The sequence below is a fragment of the Enterobacter sp. BNK-14 genome, from assembly GCF_047456095.1.
GTDB lineage: Bacteria > Pseudomonadota > Gammaproteobacteria > Enterobacterales > Enterobacteriaceae > Enterobacter > Enterobacter kobei.
Map to the genome: position 1 here is coordinate 4,218,595 of NZ_CP179897.1, position 15,789 is coordinate 4,234,383.

15 protein-coding genes are annotated in these 15,789 nt (G+C 58.3%); 5 read left to right on the plus strand and 10 right to left on the minus strand.

The features are described from left to right. Together moaE and ACMGGM_RS20025 are read left to right on the plus strand one after the other, a co-directional pair. Window positions 1–453 (plus strand): molybdopterin synthase catalytic subunit MoaE, encoded by a 453-nt coding sequence (gene moaE / locus ACMGGM_RS20020; RefSeq protein ID WP_014883083.1) that lies wholly within the window; start codon window positions 1–3, stop codon window positions 451–453. A 64-nt stretch (window positions 454–517) separates the two neighbouring features. After that, complete coding sequence (locus ACMGGM_RS20025; RefSeq protein WP_014883084.1) at window positions 518–1,225, plus strand: Bax inhibitor-1 family protein; 708 nt, start codon at window positions 518–520, stop codon at window positions 1,223–1,225. A gap of 89 nt (window positions 1,226–1,314) precedes the next feature. Here ACMGGM_RS20025 and ACMGGM_RS20030 read toward each other — a convergent pair whose 3' ends face one another. Genes ACMGGM_RS20030 through ACMGGM_RS20040 form a run of 3 tightly spaced genes read right to left on the minus strand, consistent with a single transcriptional unit; the run spans window position 1,315 to window position 4,273 of the window. Then, window positions 1,315–2,277: a lysylphosphatidylglycerol synthase transmembrane domain-containing protein gene (locus tag ACMGGM_RS20030; RefSeq protein ID WP_014883085.1), complete on the minus strand. Its 963-nt coding sequence runs from the start codon at window positions 2,275–2,277 to the stop codon at window positions 1,315–1,317. Next, window positions 2,277–3,515, minus strand: coding sequence for a cardiolipin synthase ClsB (gene clsB, locus ACMGGM_RS20035; protein WP_014883086.1), 1,239 nt, complete (start codon window positions 3,513–3,515; stop codon window positions 2,277–2,279). The genes ACMGGM_RS20030 and clsB overlap by 1 nt, the downstream gene beginning before the upstream one ends. Beyond that, complete coding sequence (locus tag ACMGGM_RS20040; protein WP_023332454.1) at window positions 3,512–4,273, minus strand: endonuclease/exonuclease/phosphatase family protein; 762 nt, start codon at window positions 4,271–4,273, stop codon at window positions 3,512–3,514. The genes clsB and ACMGGM_RS20040 overlap by 4 nt, the downstream gene beginning before the upstream one ends. A 132-nt stretch (window positions 4,274–4,405) precedes the next feature. On the opposite strand from ACMGGM_RS20040, the gene ACMGGM_RS20045 reads away from it, so the two are divergent. Then, the gene (locus ACMGGM_RS20045; protein WP_014883088.1) at window positions 4,406–4,816 is read left to right on the plus strand and encodes a YbhQ family protein; all 411 of its coding nucleotides are present in this window, start codon (window positions 4,406–4,408) and stop codon (window positions 4,814–4,816) included. Here the strand turns inward: ACMGGM_RS20045 and ACMGGM_RS20050 are convergent. The 5 genes from ACMGGM_RS20050 to cecR are packed head-to-tail and all read right to left on the minus strand — an operon-like array spanning window position 4,778 to window position 10,418. After that, entirely contained in the window at window positions 4,778–5,884 is a 1,107-nt protein-coding gene (locus ACMGGM_RS20050) for an ABC transporter permease (RefSeq protein WP_023332455.1), read from the minus strand. The two genes, ACMGGM_RS20045 and ACMGGM_RS20050, sit on opposite strands and share 39 nt — an antisense overlap. A 9-nt stretch (window positions 5,885–5,893) precedes the next feature. Next, on the minus strand, window positions 5,894–7,027 hold the full coding sequence (locus ACMGGM_RS20055; RefSeq protein WP_023332456.1) for an ABC transporter permease: 1,134 nt from the start codon (window positions 7,025–7,027) through the stop codon (window positions 5,894–5,896). Continuing rightward, window positions 7,017–8,756: an ATP-binding cassette domain-containing protein gene (locus ACMGGM_RS20060; protein ID WP_023336950.1), complete on the minus strand. Its 1,740-nt coding sequence runs from the start codon at window positions 8,754–8,756 to the stop codon at window positions 7,017–7,019. Before ACMGGM_RS20060 ends, ACMGGM_RS20055 begins: the two co-directional genes overlap by 11 nt. Then, complete coding sequence (hlyD, locus tag ACMGGM_RS20065) at window positions 8,749–9,744, minus strand: secretion protein HlyD (RefSeq protein WP_023332458.1); 996 nt, start codon at window positions 9,742–9,744, stop codon at window positions 8,749–8,751. The genes ACMGGM_RS20060 and hlyD overlap by 8 nt, the downstream gene beginning before the upstream one ends. Continuing rightward, window positions 9,741–10,418, minus strand: coding sequence for a transcriptional regulator CecR (cecR, locus tag ACMGGM_RS20070; protein WP_023332459.1), 678 nt, complete (start codon window positions 10,416–10,418; stop codon window positions 9,741–9,743). Before cecR ends, hlyD begins: the two co-directional genes overlap by 4 nt. A gap of 208 nt (window positions 10,419–10,626) precedes the next feature. Between cecR and rhlE the strand changes: the two genes are divergently transcribed. Both rhlE and dinG read left to right on the plus strand, forming a co-directional pair. After that, complete coding sequence (gene rhlE, locus ACMGGM_RS20075) at window positions 10,627–12,009, plus strand: ATP-dependent RNA helicase RhlE (RefSeq protein ID WP_023332460.1); 1,383 nt, start codon at window positions 10,627–10,629, stop codon at window positions 12,007–12,009. A gap of 97 nt (window positions 12,010–12,106) precedes the next feature. Continuing rightward, window positions 12,107–14,284 carry an ATP-dependent DNA helicase DinG gene (gene dinG / locus ACMGGM_RS20080; RefSeq protein ID WP_023332461.1) on the plus strand — a complete coding sequence of 726 codons (2,178 nt, stop codon included), beginning with the start codon at window positions 12,107–12,109 and terminating at the stop codon, window positions 14,282–14,284. On the opposite strand, the gene ACMGGM_RS20085 is transcribed toward dinG, so the two are convergent. Both ACMGGM_RS20085 and ACMGGM_RS20090 read right to left on the minus strand, forming a co-directional pair. Next, window positions 14,271–14,789 (minus strand): fimbrial protein, encoded by a 519-nt coding sequence (locus tag ACMGGM_RS20085; protein WP_023332462.1) that lies wholly within the window; start codon window positions 14,787–14,789, stop codon window positions 14,271–14,273. The two genes, dinG and ACMGGM_RS20085, sit on opposite strands and share 14 nt — an antisense overlap. After that, window positions 14,789–15,778, minus strand: a complete 990-nt coding sequence (locus ACMGGM_RS20090; RefSeq protein ID WP_063614053.1) for a fimbrial protein — start codon at window positions 15,776–15,778, stop codon at window positions 14,789–14,791. The genes ACMGGM_RS20085 and ACMGGM_RS20090 overlap by 1 nt, the downstream gene beginning before the upstream one ends. Window positions 15,779–15,789 lie beyond the last annotated feature (11 nt).

A 15,789-nucleotide genomic window follows, 5' to 3' on the forward strand; every position in this document is an offset into this window, starting at 1 on the left:
ATGGCTGAGACCCGAATTCTGGTGAGCCCGGCGCGTTTTAACGTGGGGACAGAATATGACTGGCTGGCCGAGCGTGACGAAGACGGCGCGGTCGTGACGTTCACTGGCAAGGTGCGTAACCACAACCTCGGTGACAGCGTAAAGGCGCTGACGCTGGAGCACTACCCGGGCATGACGGAGAAATCGCTGGCGGCCATTGTGGAAGAAGCGCGAGGCCGCTGGCCGCTCGGGCGCGTCACGGTGATCCACCGCATCGGCGAGATGTGGCCAGGCGAAGAGATTGTCTTCGTGGGCGTGACCAGCGCGCACCGCGGCAGCGCGTTTGCGGCAGGGGAGTTCATGATGGATTACCTCAAAACTAAAGCGCCGTTCTGGAAGCGGGAAGCGACGCCGGAAGGGGAGCGCTGGGTGGAATCCCGCGATAGCGATAAACAAGCCGCCAGCCGTTGGTAGTCGGTTGACGTGGATGTGTTAATCTTAACGTGTGTGTCTACTTAATCTTAATCAGGAGTGAATCATGGACCGATTTCCGCGTTCCGATTCAATAGTACAGCAGACCCGTAGCGGCCTGCAGACGTATATGGCTCAGGTGTACGGCTGGATGACAGTTGGCCTGCTGCTTACCGCGTTTATCGCGTGGTATGCGGCGAACACGCCTGAACTGATGATGTTTATCTTCTCCAGCAAAATCACCTTCTTTGGGCTGATTATCGCGCAGCTGGCGCTGGTGTTTGTCCTCTCCGGGCTGGTGCAAAAGCTCAGTGCGGGGATGGCGACCACGCTGTTTATGCTCTATTCGGCGCTAACGGGGCTGACGCTTTCCAGTATTTTCATCGTCTACACCTACTCCTCCATTGCCAGCACGTTTGTGGTAACCGGCGGGATGTTCGGCGCGATGAGCCTTTACGGCTACACCACCAAACGTGACCTGAGTGGTTTCGGCAGCATGCTGTTTATGGGGCTGATCGGGATTGTGCTGGCGTCGCTGGTGAACCTGTGGCTGAAGAGTGAAGCGCTGATGTGGGCCGTGACCTACATTGGTGTGGTGGTCTTCGTTGGGCTGACGGCGTATGACACCCAGAAGCTGAAAAACATCGGCGAGCAGATCGACGTGCGCGACAGTTCAAACCTGCGCAAATACTCGATTCTGGGCGCGCTGACGCTCTATCTGGACTTCATCAACCTGTTCCTGATGTTGCTGCGTATTTTCGGCAACCGTCGTTAAGGTTGTTTTGCCGGGTGGCGGCTTCGCCTTACCCGGCCTACGAAACGCGAACCGTAGGTCGGGTAAGGCGAAGCAGCCACCCGACTTATTCACTTCGCTAACATCCTCTCATTCTTCGCCCGTAGTTTCTTCGCCCGACTCTCCAGCACCAGATAACAGACCGTGGCCAGCGCCAGCGGCAGGAAGTAATAGAGCATGCGGTAGGCGAGCAGGGCGGCAATAATCGCTCCCTGAGAAACATGCTCTCCGGCCAGAAGCGCAATGAACACCGCCTCCAGCACCCCAATCCCCGCCGGGATATGCACAATAACCCCGGCGATACTGCTCACCAGCAGCACGCCCAGCACGAAGAAGTAATTCACGTCCTCGCCAATCAACAGCCAGATAATTGCTCCCATCGCCATCCAGTTAGCGCTGGATACCGCCATCTGCAGCATGGCAAACTTCCACGACGGCAATACCAGTTTCTGCCCTCTGAGGGTCATATGACGGCGTTTAGCAAACGCGCAGGCCCACAGATAAAAAGCGATAATCAGCAGCAGCACGATGCCGAGAATACGCAGCGTGGCTTCATCGATGTACCAGTGCGCGGGCAGCTGGACCACGCCGATGGTGAAAATCACCCCGCCGAGCAGAATATAGCCCAGCCAGTTAGTGGTGATGCTCAGGGAAAAAATGCGTGTTATGGTCCCGCCCGGCAGCCCGAGACGCGAGTAGAGGCGATAGCGCATGCCAATCCCCCCGACCCAGGTACTCAGCGTCAGGTTGAAGGCGTAGCAAATAAACGACACCAGCATCACCTGGCGTTTAGCCAGCTTGTGGCCGCAGTATGCCCGGCCCAGCAGGTCGTAGCAGCCGTACATCAGGTAGCTCACGATCACCAGCCCTGTCGCGCCCAGCAGCACCATCCGGTTGTAGTTGCGGATAACTTTCCACACCTCCTCCCAGTCAACTTTTTGGGCATACACTACCAGCAGCACGGCGACCGCAATAAAGAACACCCAGGTGAGAATTTTTTTCGCCAGCCGCCAGCGCGGATGTGATTTCGACATCAGGGTTTGCCTCCATCTTCCGCTTCAACGCGGTCCTGGGTTTCCATTTCGGGTTGTACCGGCGGGTCCACCTGCGCCAGCTTCGGCGTATGCGCTGGCAGCCAGCCGACCATCGCCGGGAAATGACGCAGGAAGTGGAACACCACTACGCTGATGCCCAGGTTCCACCAGGTGCGTTTCGGCACCATAGACTCATCCACGCGCACGCAGTCGTTAACAATCAGGGCCTGCAAATTATCCCGCAGGGTCTGATTAAACTGGCGATCGTGGATGATCAGGTTAGCTTCGAGATTCAGCGATAAGCTCAGCGGATCCAGGTTGCTGGAGCCGACGGTGGCCCAGTGATCGTCCATCAGCGCGACTTTGCCATGTAGCGGCCGACGGCGATATTCGTAGATCTGAACGCCGCCTTTGACCAGATAGTTATACAGCAGCCGCGCGCCAACTTTGACTATCGGCATATCCGGCTCGCCCTGCACAATCAGCTTCACCCGTACGCCGCGCCGGGCCGCATTACGCATGGCATGCAGCAGGCGATAGCCCGGGAAAAAGTAGGCGTTAGCAATGATCACTTCGCGCTTCGCGTTGGCGAGCATCTTCAGGTAATGGCGTTCAATATCGTCCCGGTGCTCGCCGTTATCGCGCCAGACGAAAAGGGCCTGCGCTTCGCCGGGCTTGCGGTTCTCCTCCGGGCGATGGCGGCGTTTCCACCAGCGGCGAACGGCCTCTTTCCCCGGCAGGTTCTCCAGTTCGAATAATACGATGTCCTGTACTACCGGGCCCTCAATGCGAATGGCGTAATCCTGTTTTGCTTCCGGGCCGTAGTCGGACATATGTTCAGCGGAGTAGTTAATGCCGCCGACAAACGCCACCGTCTCATCCACCACCACAATTTTGCGGTGCATCCGCCGGAAAAGGTTGGTACGCATGCCAAACAGGCGCGGGCCGGGATCGTAGTAGCGGAACACCACGCCCGCAGCGGTCAGTTCATTCACGAACCCGTCGCTGAGGTCCGGTGAGCCATAGCCGTCCAGCAGCGCTTCAATTTTGACGCCGCGCCGGGCGGCACGCAGCAGTACGCTGTGTAACTGTTTGCCCACGTCGTCCTCGAACCAGATAAAGGTTTCGAGGATCACTCTCTGCTTAGCGTTATCAATCGCCTTAAAGACGGCCGGGTAATACTCGTCGCCGTTGACCAGCAGCGAGATCCGGTTGCCTTCCTGCCAGGAACATTTCATAAGTGGATCTCCGCGCTGAGCGGGGCATGGTCGGACAGATGTCGCCAGTTAAGTAAGGCCAGCGCCGTCGGGCTGCTGGCATGGGCATTTTTCACGTAGATACGGTCCAGGCGCAGCAGGGGAAAGCGCACCGGGAACGTCCGTGCCGGGCGACCATGGGCCCGGGTAAAAATCTCCTCCAGCCCTGCATTGACTTTCAGAGGATGGTTCGCGCGCTGCCGCCAGTCGTTAAAATCACCGGCCACGACCACGGGTTCTCCGTCGGGAAGCGCATTGGTCCAGTCAGCCAGCATCTGTAGCTGCGCCTGACGGTGGGCTTCGCGCAGGCCAAGATGCACGCAACCGACATGAATGGGCACCGTGAGTGCCGGTGGCGCGATGCGGCAGTATAGCAGCCCGCGCTTTTCGCTCTCACCCACGGAAACGTCCCGGTTCTCATAATGTTCGATAGGAAAACGTGACAGCACCGCGTTCCCGTGATGGCCTTCCGGATAGACCGCGTTGCGCCCGTAGGCGTAATCACTCCACATCGTGTCGGCCAGAAATTCATAGTGCGGCGTATCGGGCCAGTTCTCGAAATGCATGGGATGCACCTCGTGCGCGCCCATCACCTCCTGCAGGCAGACAATGTCCGCGCTGACGGTGCGAACCGCGTCGCGCAGCTCCGGTAAAATGAAGCGGCGATTAAATGCTGTGAAGCCTTTATGAATGTTTATCGTCAGCACTTTAAGCGAGAAATGCTGCATTTTTTGAGTCATAAGCCCCTTCCTGAGTGACTATCCCAATGAAAATAAAGTGTAGTCGGCGTCACAAAAAGATGCGGCGTTACGGAATTTTCCGTAAAGTGCGGTAGTCTGATTAAGCAGATAAAATCCTTCAGGAGAGAAGCCATGAAGTGGCAACAACGTGTTCGTGTCGCAACGGGGTTAAGTTGCTGGCAGATAATGTTGCATTTACTGGTCGTGGCCGTACTGGTGATGGGCTGGATGAGCGGCACGCTGGTGCGTGTTGGCCTGGGGCTATGCGTCCTCTATGGCGTCACCGTGCTGTCGATGCTGTTCTTACAGCGCCACCATGAAGCGCGCTGGCGCGAGGTGGGTGATGTGCTCGAAGAGCTCACCACCACCTGGTACTTTGGTGCCGCGATGATTGTGCTTTGGCTGCTGTCACGCGTGCTGCAAAACAACCTGCTGCTGGCCCTGGCGGGTCTCGCAATCCTTGCAGGGCCTGCGGTGGTCTCATTGCTCACCAAAGAGAAAAAGCTACGCAATGTTGCGTCTAAACATCGCGTACGCCACTGACCCCGTCGTGGCCGCTATGACCAGTAGCGGCCACAAACTCCCCCAGACAATATCCAGACTCGCATCCTTCAGATAGATCTGCTTGGTAATGTCCGTGAAGTGGCGTATCGGGTTTATCCATGTGATGTCCTGCAGCCACACCGGCATGTTCTCGACAGGGGAAACGTACCCGGAGAGCAAAATCGCTGGCATCATAAAGACAAACACGCCGATAAACGCCTGCTGCTGCGTCGAGCACAGCGCCGAAATTAACAGCCCAAACCCCACCAGCGACAGCCCGTAAATCACCATCGTGAAGTAAAACAGCGCCAGCGAACCGGCAAACGGGATTTGATAGGCCCAAATTCCCACGCCCAGCACGATAGTGGCCTGAAATGTCGCGACAATCAGCGCCGGCACCGCTTTGCCAACAAAGATTTGCCAGGTCGCGAGCGGGGAAACCAGCAGCTGATCCAGCGTACCTTGCTCCCGCTCGCGGGCGACGGACAGGGAGGTGACGATCATCACCCCGATGGTGGTGATCATGGCGATCAGCGACGGCACCACAAACCATTTGTAGTCCAGATTCGGGTTGTACCAGTTACGCACCACCAGCTCGCTGTTGTTGGGCTTTGGTTTGCCGTCCATCAGCTCCTGCTGATAATTCTTCACCACCTGCTGCAGATAGTTGGCCGCAATCTGGGCGCTGTTAGAGTTGCGCCCGTCGAGGATAAGCTGCATCGGCGCGGTCTGGAAGGTATCCAGGTTACGGGAAAAATCTGCCGGGAAGCGCACCAGCAGCAGGGCTTTTTGCGTATCGATGGTCGGCTGGATTTCCTGCGGGCTTTTCAGCAGCAGGATATGGGTAAACGCTTTTGCACGGGCAAAGCGCTGCGTCAGCTCGACGGAATGTTTACCGTTGTCTTCGTTGTAAATGGCGATGGTGGCGTTGGTCACCTCAAGCGTCGCGGCAAAGGGGAACAGCAACACCTGGATCAGCACCGGCAAAACCAGAATGGCGCGGGTTTGCGGCTCGCGCAGCAGGGATTGCAGCTCTTTTCGTATTAACGTCCATAGTCGGTGAAACATGTTCGCTCCTTAATCCAGACGCCGTTTGGTTTTCAACCACGTCAATCCGATAAACATCACCGCTGACGCCATTAAAAACAGCGTGTTGATAATCAGCACCACCGGAATATTCCCCGCCAGGAACAGGCTTTGCAGCGTGCTCACGAAATAACGCGCCGGAATGATGTAGGTCACGGCGCGGATCACCGCTGGCATACTGTCTATCTGGAAAATAAACCCGGACAGCATAATCGACGGTAAAAAGGCGGCGTTGAGCGCCACCTGCGCGGCGTTAAACTGGTTGCGGGTGATGGTGGAGATGAGCAGCCCCATCCCCAGCGTGCTGAGTAAAAACAGGCTGGTGATAAAAAACAGCACCACCAGCGAGCCGCGGTACGGCACGCCGAGGATAAAGACGGCGACAAGCATACAGAGCAGCATCGCCAGCATGCCGAGGAAATAGTAGGGGATGAGCTTACACAGCAGCAGCTCGACGCGCGTCACTTCTGTGGACAGTAGCGCCTCCATGGTGCCACGCTCCCACTCGCGGGCGATCACCAGCGAGGTCAGGATCGCGCCAATCACCGTCATGATAATCGTCACCGCGCCCGGAATGATAAAGTGCTGGCTGATGGCGGCAGGGTTAAACCAGTAGCGTGTTTGCACGTCGATGAGCGGTTCAAACGTCTCCCCCCGGTCTTCGGCACGCTGCATCTGCCATAGCTGCCAGATCCCCTCCACGTAGCCCTGCACGAAGTTGGCGGTGTTCGGCTCGCTGCCGTCGGTAATCACCTGGATCGGCGCGTCGGCATTCGCCCGCGCCATATTGGCGGCGAAATCCACCGGGATGACCACCAGCCCGCGAATTTTCCCGGCCTGCATCTTCTGGATCAGCGCCTGCCGGTTATCGCTGATGGTGGCGTCAATGTACGGCGAGCCGGTCATGGCGTGGGTGAAGTCCAGCGCCTCTTCGCTCTGCTGCTCCAGCAAAATGCCGACCCGCAGCTTGCTGGAGTCGAGGTTGATGCCGTAGCCAAAGATAAACAGCAGCAGCAGGGGGATCACCACCGCAATCAGCCAGCTACTCGGGTCACGCACGATCTGCCGCGTCTCTTTTATGCATAACGCGCGCACCCGGCGCCAGGAAAGGGCGTTACTGCGCATGGGCATTCTCCTTATCCCAGTCGTGGATGAGGGTGATAAACGCCTGCTCCATGGTCGGGTCCGGCACGGCATCGTCGGCGGCCTGGTTTTTCAGGTCGTCCGGGGTGCCGTGGGCAATCAGCTTGCCGCGATAGACCAGCCCGATGCGGTCGCAGTATTCCGCCTCATCCATAAAATGGGTGGTCACCATCACCGTCACCCCTTTCTCCACCATGCTGTTGATATGCAGCCAGAACTCGCGGCGGGTGAGGGGATCCACCCCGGAGGTCGGCTCATCGAGGAAAAGAATATCGGGCTCGTGCATCAGCGAGCAGGCCAGCGCGAGGCGCTGCTTAAAGCCGAGGGGCAGTTCGTCGGTGGCGTGGGAGGCAATATTCGTTAACCCGAAGGCATCGCTCATGCGGCGGATTTTCTCGTTCTGCGCGCGCCCGCGCAGGCCGTACACGCCGGAGAAAAAGCGCAGATTCTGCTCGACGGTCAGGTTGCCATACAACGAGAATTTCTGTGCCATATAGCCCAGATGCTGGCGCGCCTTGCCGGAGCTGACTTTGAGATCCATATCCAGCACCAGCGCCTTGCCGGACGTCGGCACCAGCAGGCCACACATCATTTTAAAGGTGGTGGATTTCCCCGCGCCGTTCGGCCCGAGCAGGCCAAAAATCTCGCCGCGTTTTACCGCAAAGTTGACGTTATCGGTGGCGGCGAAATCGCCGAACTTTTTGGTCAGGGATTTGGCTTCAATCACCGTCTCGCCCGGCGTACCTTCAACCGTGTGGAGGATCGCGCCGAGAGGCGATTCCGATGTCCCCGCGCCGCCCAGCAGGTCGATGAACGCATCTTCAAAGCGCGGCGCCGTCTCTGCCATTTCAATTTCAGGCATGCCAGGCGCGCGGCGAATATCCTCGACGGTGGCCTCCTTTTTGAGGATTACGCGCACGGACCGACCCTGAATCATCCCGTCGCTCACCTGCGGCAGTTTCAGCACTCTCTGCAGCAGCCTGCGGTTGGACTCCTGCGGGCTGTGGAGGAGGAAACTGCGTCCGGCCATGCTCTGCGTCAACGTCGTTGGCTCGCCCTGATAAAGCAGCTCGCCTTCGTTCATCAGCAGCACGTCCCGGCACTGTTCCGCTTCGTCGAGGTAGGAGGTGCTCCAGAGGATCAGCATCCCGTCGCCTGCCAGCTCGTGCACCATCTGCCACAGCTCACGGCGGGAGATGGGGTCCACGCCGACGCCGGGCTCGTCCAGCAGCAGGACCTTTGGTTCGCCGACGAGCGTACAGGCCAGCCCCAGCTTTTGCTTCATCCCGCCGGAGAGCTTGCCCGCCAGCCGGTCGGTGAACGGGCCGAGGGAGGTGAACTCAAGCAGGCGGGCGAAGGTTTTCTGCCGGGTTTCGCCGGTCACGCTGCGCAGGTCGGCATACAGGTTCAGGTTTTCCATCACCGTCAGATCTTCATACAGACCAAACTTCTGCGGCATATAGCCGAGCATGGCGTGGAGCGCGCCGTCGTCTTTGATGGGGTCAAGGCCAAGCACGCTGGCTGTGCCTTCATCCGGCTTTAGCAAACCGGCCAGCATCCGCATCAGCGTGGTTTTGCCTGCGCCGTCCGGGCCGACCAGGCCGGTCACATAGCCTTTCTGAATGGTGCAGTTCAGCGGGGCGACCGCCGGTTTGTCCATCCCTGCGAAGCGTTTGACCAGATTGTTGAGCTGGATAACCGCGTCATTCATGTCGTTCCCCGTTGTTCACTTTTACGGTAACAGGCATGCCCTGACGCAGCGCGTCGTCCGCATCGGTGACGATGATGCGCAGACGGTACACCAGGTCGGTACGCAGGTCCGGCGTTTCAACGGTTTTCGGGGTGAATTCGGCGGTGGGGGAGACAAAGCCGACTTTGCCGTGATACGGCTTATCCGGACGACCATCGGTATAGAGCAGCAGCTCGCGGCCCGGCTGCATCTGGCCGAGATTTGGCTCGTCAATGTAGGCGCGCACCCAGACCGGGCGGGTCAGGGAGAGCGTTAATACGGTGCTGCCCGCGCTGAGCATGCTGCCCGGCTCCACGGCACGGGTCATCAGCGTACCGTCAGACGGGGCGATGAGGGTTGTATCATGCAGATCCAGCTCTGCCTGGGCCAGCTGCGCCTGCGCCTGTTCAAGGCTGGCTTTGGCCTGGGCAATGTCCTGCGGGCGGTTACCGGTGGTGTACTGGCTTAATTTATCCTGCGCGGATTTCAGCGTCGCCTGCGCCTGGTCGCGGGATGAACGCGCATTCTCCAGATCGTTGGCTGAAATGGTGCGGCTTTTCCACAGCCCCTGCTGACGGTTATAGAAATTCTGCGCGTAGTCGTAGGCAGCTTTCGCCTGCTTAACGGCAGCGGCGGCCTGGGCGATCTCTTCGTCACGATAACCCGCCAGCATCAGGTCATATTGCGCCTGGGCAACGGAAACGCCCGCTTTGGCCTGCATCAGGGCGTTCTCGTAGGGGGCTTTATCCAGCATGCCCAGCGTCTGCCCGCGTTTAATGGCATCACCTTCGTCAACGCTCAGCGAGGCGAGACGGCCACCCACGCGGAAGCTCATATTCACGGTACGAATATCCACATTACCATACAGCGTCAGGCCCCGGTCCTGATGGCTCTGATACCACAGCCAGCCACCGACGCCCGCGGCAAGCAAAACAACAACCACCAGAATGATGGCGACAGGTTTTTTCATGACTTCAGGCTCCTTTGCGTTAAGCCTTGCAGGATCAGATCGAGATGACAGGTGATGACCTGGCTAATCTGCGCGGCTTTATCCTCATCGAATTGTGTCCAGCCGGTGCGTAACAGGATGGTTTCCCGCCCCAGACGAAAGGCAAGGATTTCACCCAGCAGGGCATGGGTATGCAAAATGGTCACGGTATCGCTGGCGTCCCGCCCGGTATAGGCGGCGATCAGCCGGGTCAGGTGGGTATGCATCGGAGCAATGACCTGATCGTGTACCAGCTGATAGGCAGTTGTAGGGGAGAGCTGCTCGCGGGAGATAAACTTACTCAGGTTGAGCGTATCGTCGTGCGTCAGCAGGCGGATCATATTATGGCAGGCATTCAGGATAAGCCGCCGGATAGCGTCACGATCCGGCGTCGGCTGGCTCAACAGCTCGCTGGCTTCTTCAACGTGCGGACGAAAATGTGTGCCGATAAAATCGGCAATCCACTGGGCGCAGGCGAGGTACAAATCCTCTTTTGAGCCAAAATAGTAGGTGATCGCCGCAATGTTTTGCCCGGCCTGGGCGGCGATATCTCGCGTGGTCGCGTGCAGGCCATACTCGCCAAACTGCGCCAGCGCGGCAGCAATCAGCTGGCTTTTGGCCTGTTCACCTTTGGTTGTTGTTGGGGTCGTATTCATGGCGGTATTAAAAATTAATCAATCGATTGATTAAGATTATGCCTGATTCACGCTAACGTCGAGGGAACGCGGAGGGATATTTTATGCGCCACGTCACAAAAGCTGCTACACTCCGCCCCTTCGCGACATTGTGGTTTTTGTCCTTCCCCTTTTCGTTATATCTCCCTGAAAACTACACCTGTGATGGTCGGGGCGGTTCGGAGTTTTTATGTCTTTTGATTCCCTTGGCCTGAACCCGGAAATTCTGCGTGCCATCGCAGAGCAGGGCTACGTTGAGCCAACCCCCATCCAGCAGCAGGCGATCCCCGCCGTTCTTCAGGGGCGTGACCTGATGGCCAGCGCCCAGACCGGCACCGGTAAAACCGCGGGCTTTACGCTGCCGCTGTTAGAGCTGCTGGTAAAAAACCAGCCGCACGCCAAAGGCCGTCGTCCGGTTCGTGCGCTGATCCTGACCCCAACCCGTGAGCTGGCGGCGCAGATTGGTGAGAACGTGCGTGACTACAGCCGCTATCTCAACATTCGCTCGCTGGTCGTTTTCGGTGGCGTCAGCATTAACCCGCAGATGATGAAGCTGCGCGGCGGCGTGGACGTGCTGGTGGCAACGCCGGGCCGTCTGCTGGATCTCGAACACCAGAACGCGGTGAAGCTCGATCAGATTGAAATTCTGGTGCTGGATGAAGCTGACCGCATGCTGGATATGGGCTTTATCCACGACATCCGTCGCGTGCTGGCCAAGCTGCCTGCGCGTCGTCAGAACCTGCTGTTCTCTGCCACCTTCTCCGACGAGATCAAGGCGCTGGCAGAAAAGCTGCTGCATAACCCGCTGGAAGTGGAAGTGGCGCGTCGCAACACCGCCTCTGAGCAGGTGACGCAGCACGTTCACTTTGTTGATAAAAAGCGTAAGCGGGAGCTGCTCTCCCAGATGATCGGCCAGGGTAACTGGCAGCAGGTGCTGGTCTTTACCCGCACCAAGCACGGTGCGAACCACCTGGCGGAACAGCTCAATAAAGACGGTATCCGCAGTGCCGCCATCCACGGTAACAAGAGCCAGGGTGCGCGTACCCGTGCGCTGGCGGACTTCAAATCTGGCGACATCCGCGTGCTGGTGGCAACCGACATCGCCGCGCGTGGTCTGGACATTGAAGAGCTGCCGCACGTAGTAAACTACGAGCTGCCAAACGTCCCGGAAGATTACGTTCACCGTATCGGTCGTACCGGCCGCGCGGCGGCAACCGGTGAAGCGCTGTCACTGGTCTGCGTCGATGAACACAAGCTGCTGCGCGACATCGAACGTCTGCTGAAGAAAGAGATCCCACGCATCGAAACCCCGGGCTACGAAGTGGATCCATCCATCAAGGCGGAGCCGATTCAGAACGGTCGCCAGGGTGGCGGTCGTGGTCAGGGCGGCGGTGGTCGCGGTCAGCAGCCGCGTCGTGCTGAAGGCGGCGCGCCGAAATCATCCGGCAAGCCCCCGCGTCGCAACAACGACAGCAAACCGGCCGGCGAAAGTCCGTGGCGCAGCGGCGAAGGGAAACCGGCAGGGGAAGGGCAGCGTCGACGCCGCCCGCGTAAACCTGCTAACCCGCAGTAATCTGGAAGCCCGGTCGTAAAGCCGGGCTTTTCTTTTTGCGGCAGCGAAGAGAAAGTGCCACAATAGTGGCTGTTTATACAGTATTTCAGGTTTTTCGATGGCTTTAACCGCGGCGCTGAAAGCGCAAATTGGCGCATGGTACAAGGCGCTACAACAGCAGATCCCCGACTTTATCCCCCGAGCGCCGCAGCGGCAGATGATTGCTGACGTGGCAAAAACGCTTGCCGGGGACGACGGGCGACATCTGGCGATTGAAGCGCCGACCGGCGTCGGGAAAACCCTGTCATATCTCATTCCCGGTATTGCCATCGCGCGGGAAGAGGACAAAACGCTGGTGGTCAGCACCGCCAACGTGGCCCTGCAGGATCAGATTTTCAGCAAAGATTTGCCGCTGCTGCGCAAAATCATCCCCGACCTGCGCTTTACCGCCGCCTTTGGGCGCGGGCGCTACGTGTGCCCACGTAACCTGGCGGCGCTCGCCAGCAGCGAGCCGAATCAACAGGATCTGCTCGCGTTTCTTGATGACGAGCTGACGCCGAACAATAAGGCCGAGCAGGAGCAGTGTGCAAAACTCAAAGCCGAACTCGACGGCTATAAGTGGGACGGCCTTCGGGATCACACCAGCCAGGCCATCAGCGACGACTTATGGCGCAGGCTCAGCACTGACAAAGCCAGCTGTCTGAACCGCAACTGCCACTACTACCGCGAGTGCCCGTTCTTTGTCGCCCGGCGCGAAATTCAGGAGGCGGAGGTGGTTGTCGCCAACCACGCGCTGGTGATGGCCGCGCTGGAGAGTGAGGCGGTGCTACCGGAGCCCAAAAATCTGCTGCTGGTGCTCGACGAAGGCCATCATCTGCCCGACGTGGCTCGGGACGCGCTGGAGATGAGCGCCGAGATCACCGCGCCCTGGTTCCGCCTGCAGCTGGATCTGTTCTGCAAGCTGGTGGCAACCTGCATGGAGCAGTTCCGCCCGAAAACCACGCCGCCGCTGGCGGTGCCGGAACGGCTAAGCGAGCATTGTGAAGAGGTTTACGGCCTGATCTCCTCGCTCAATAACATCCTCAACCTTTATCTTCCCGCAGCCCAGGAGGCGGAACATCGCTTTGCGATGGGCGAACTGCCAGAAGAGGTGATGGAAATTTGTCAGCAGCTGGCAAAGCACCTTGAAAAGCTGCGCGGGCTGGCGGAGATGTTCTTAAACGATCTGAGCGAGAAAACCGGCACGCATGACGTGGTGCGTCTGCACCGTATTCTGCTACAGATGAACCGCGCGCTGGGCATGTTCGAAGCGCAGAGCAAACTCTGGCGGCTGGCCTCAATGGCGCAGGCATCAGGCGCGCCGGTCACCAAATGGGCCACCCGCGACGTGCGGGACGGGCAGGTGCATCTCTACTTCCACTGCGTGGGCATCCGCGTGGCCGATCAGCTGGAAAAGCTGATCTGGCGCAGCGTGCCGCACGTGGTGGTGACCTCTGCCACGCTGCGTTCTCTGAACAGTTTTTCTCGTTTGCAGGAGATGAGCGGGCTTAAAGAAAAAGCGGGTGACCGCTTTGTGGCGCTGGACTCGCCGTTTAACCACTGCGAGCAGGGCAAGCTGGTCATTCCGCGCATGACGTTTGAGCCGCTGATCGACAACGAAGAACAGCACATTGCGGAAATGGCGGCCTATTTCCGCGAACAGGTCGAGAGTAAAAAATACCCTGGCATGCTGGTGTTATTTGCCAGTGGACGCGCCATGCAGCGTTTTCTGGAACACGTCACCGATCTGCGTTTACTCCTGCTGGTGCAGGGTGACCAGCCGCGTTACAGGCTGGTGGAAACCCACCGTAAACGCATTGATAACGGCGAGCGTAGCGTGCTGGTGGGATTGCAGTCTTTCGCGGAAGGTCTTGACCTGAAAGGCGACTACCTGACGCAGGTCCACATTCATAAAATTGCCTTCCCCCCCATCGACAGCCCGGTGGTGATCACCGAGGGCGAATGGCTGAAAAGCCTTAACCGCTATCCGTTTGAGGTGCAGAGTTTGCCTGCGGCATCGTTTAACCTGATTCAGCAGGTGGGGCGTTTGATTCGAAGCCACGGCTGCTGGGGCGAAGTGGTGATCTACGATAAACGTCTGCTGACCAAAAATTATGGACAGCGGCTGCTCAACGCGCTTCCGGTCTTCCCGATTGAACAGCCGTCGGTACCGGAGATAAAAAAACGCCCGGCAAAACAGGCTGCCGGGCGTCGAAAAAGCATCCGTGCTAAGGGGCGCGGTCCTACTGGTAAGTGAAGGTCACCTGAACGACGCTGCTGAACGTGCCTGCGGTAACAGGCATAGCGGTGGCGTAATAGCGTGCGGCCAGCGGGAAGGTAGCGGTATGGTCGTTCTGGTCAATCAGCGCGTTAAAGCTGGCCTGCGGTGCGATGAGTATATGGTCCTGGCTGTCCGCCAGCTCCAGCGCCAGCCCCTTCGCGCTGCCCGTGTTGGCAAACTTGGTTGGGTGGGTAGCATCCGCCTGACCGTAAAAGAAGGCGGTCGCCAGGGCGAGGGATTTAGGACAATGTGTCACCTTCAGGCTGAAGGTTTTCCACGCGCCGGTATCCCCCACGTCGTGGAATTCACTGGAAGCCGCCTGGCCTAAATCAACGGTTAAATCCTTGCTGGCGCTGTCCACGAGGCAGGTGTTGGCATAAATGTTACCGACCATTTGCAGCTGAATATCGTCAGCCCGGGCCAGACAGGTGAGCGTGCTGGCCAGCGCGGCCAGCACAAAGAGACGTTTCTTCATTTTCATCACTTATAGGCCAGAGTAATGGTGGCGACGGCGTTCGCCGGGCCAGGGGTGACTTCATCTGCCACCTGCAAATAGTTCAGCTTGACCGGGATATCCATCGTCTGGTTGGCATAGGCCAGGGTTTCAGTTTGGGTGTAGGTATCGAACGTTGCCAGCTCGTTGTCGATCGCCATTTCAATCCCGACCCCCGTTGCCACGCCATCCTCCGGCGTGAGCTTAAGCACCCCCTGATAACCGGGTACGTAGCCGTCACTGCTGGTGACCTTAAATTCCGGCTGAACGGTGGAGTTACAGTTCACCGTGATGTTGAACTCCTTCGCGGGCATCGCCAGGGTGCCGACCATGTTGAAATCGCTGACCGGGAAATCGCCCATGTTGACGGTCAGGCTTTTTGGCAGTACGGAGCAGGTGACGTTTTCAAGGTTTACGTTACCAGCATAGCTAACATTGTTGGGTGAACCGATGCCTTCGTGACCAAAAACGCCAATGCCAAAAACGGTCTGGCTTTGATTTAGCGTACCGGATTCTACCGCGGTATCCGTTTTTACCAGCTCCAGCGTGACGTTAAAATCGAACGTCTGGTTGCCGTCAGTTGAGACATAGCCAATTGGCGTGCCGCGGGAGTCACAGGTGACCCCGCCCGCACCGCTGATGCGCTGACCTTTGTCATTCATCAGCGCAATACCAACCCCCTTCACGCCGGATTCATAGACTCCGGAAAGGCCGGGAATTTCCGTGCCGTAGCCGTAGTAGCAGGAGACGATCTCCAGACCCTTATCTGCAGCACTATCGCAGTGGCCCGCGACGTGTACCGTCTGTTCGGTGCCGGGGATGGTCGCGCCGACGGGAAGCGTGGTGGAGACGGAAACCGTGGCCAGGTTAATGGTCTTTGGCATATCCGGCGACGTACAGGTGGCTTTTGCATGCGGCATAAACAGCGATGCGGTTGCCAGTACGAGTAAGAAAAAGCATTGTTTTACAAGCTGCATAGGTGAACCTG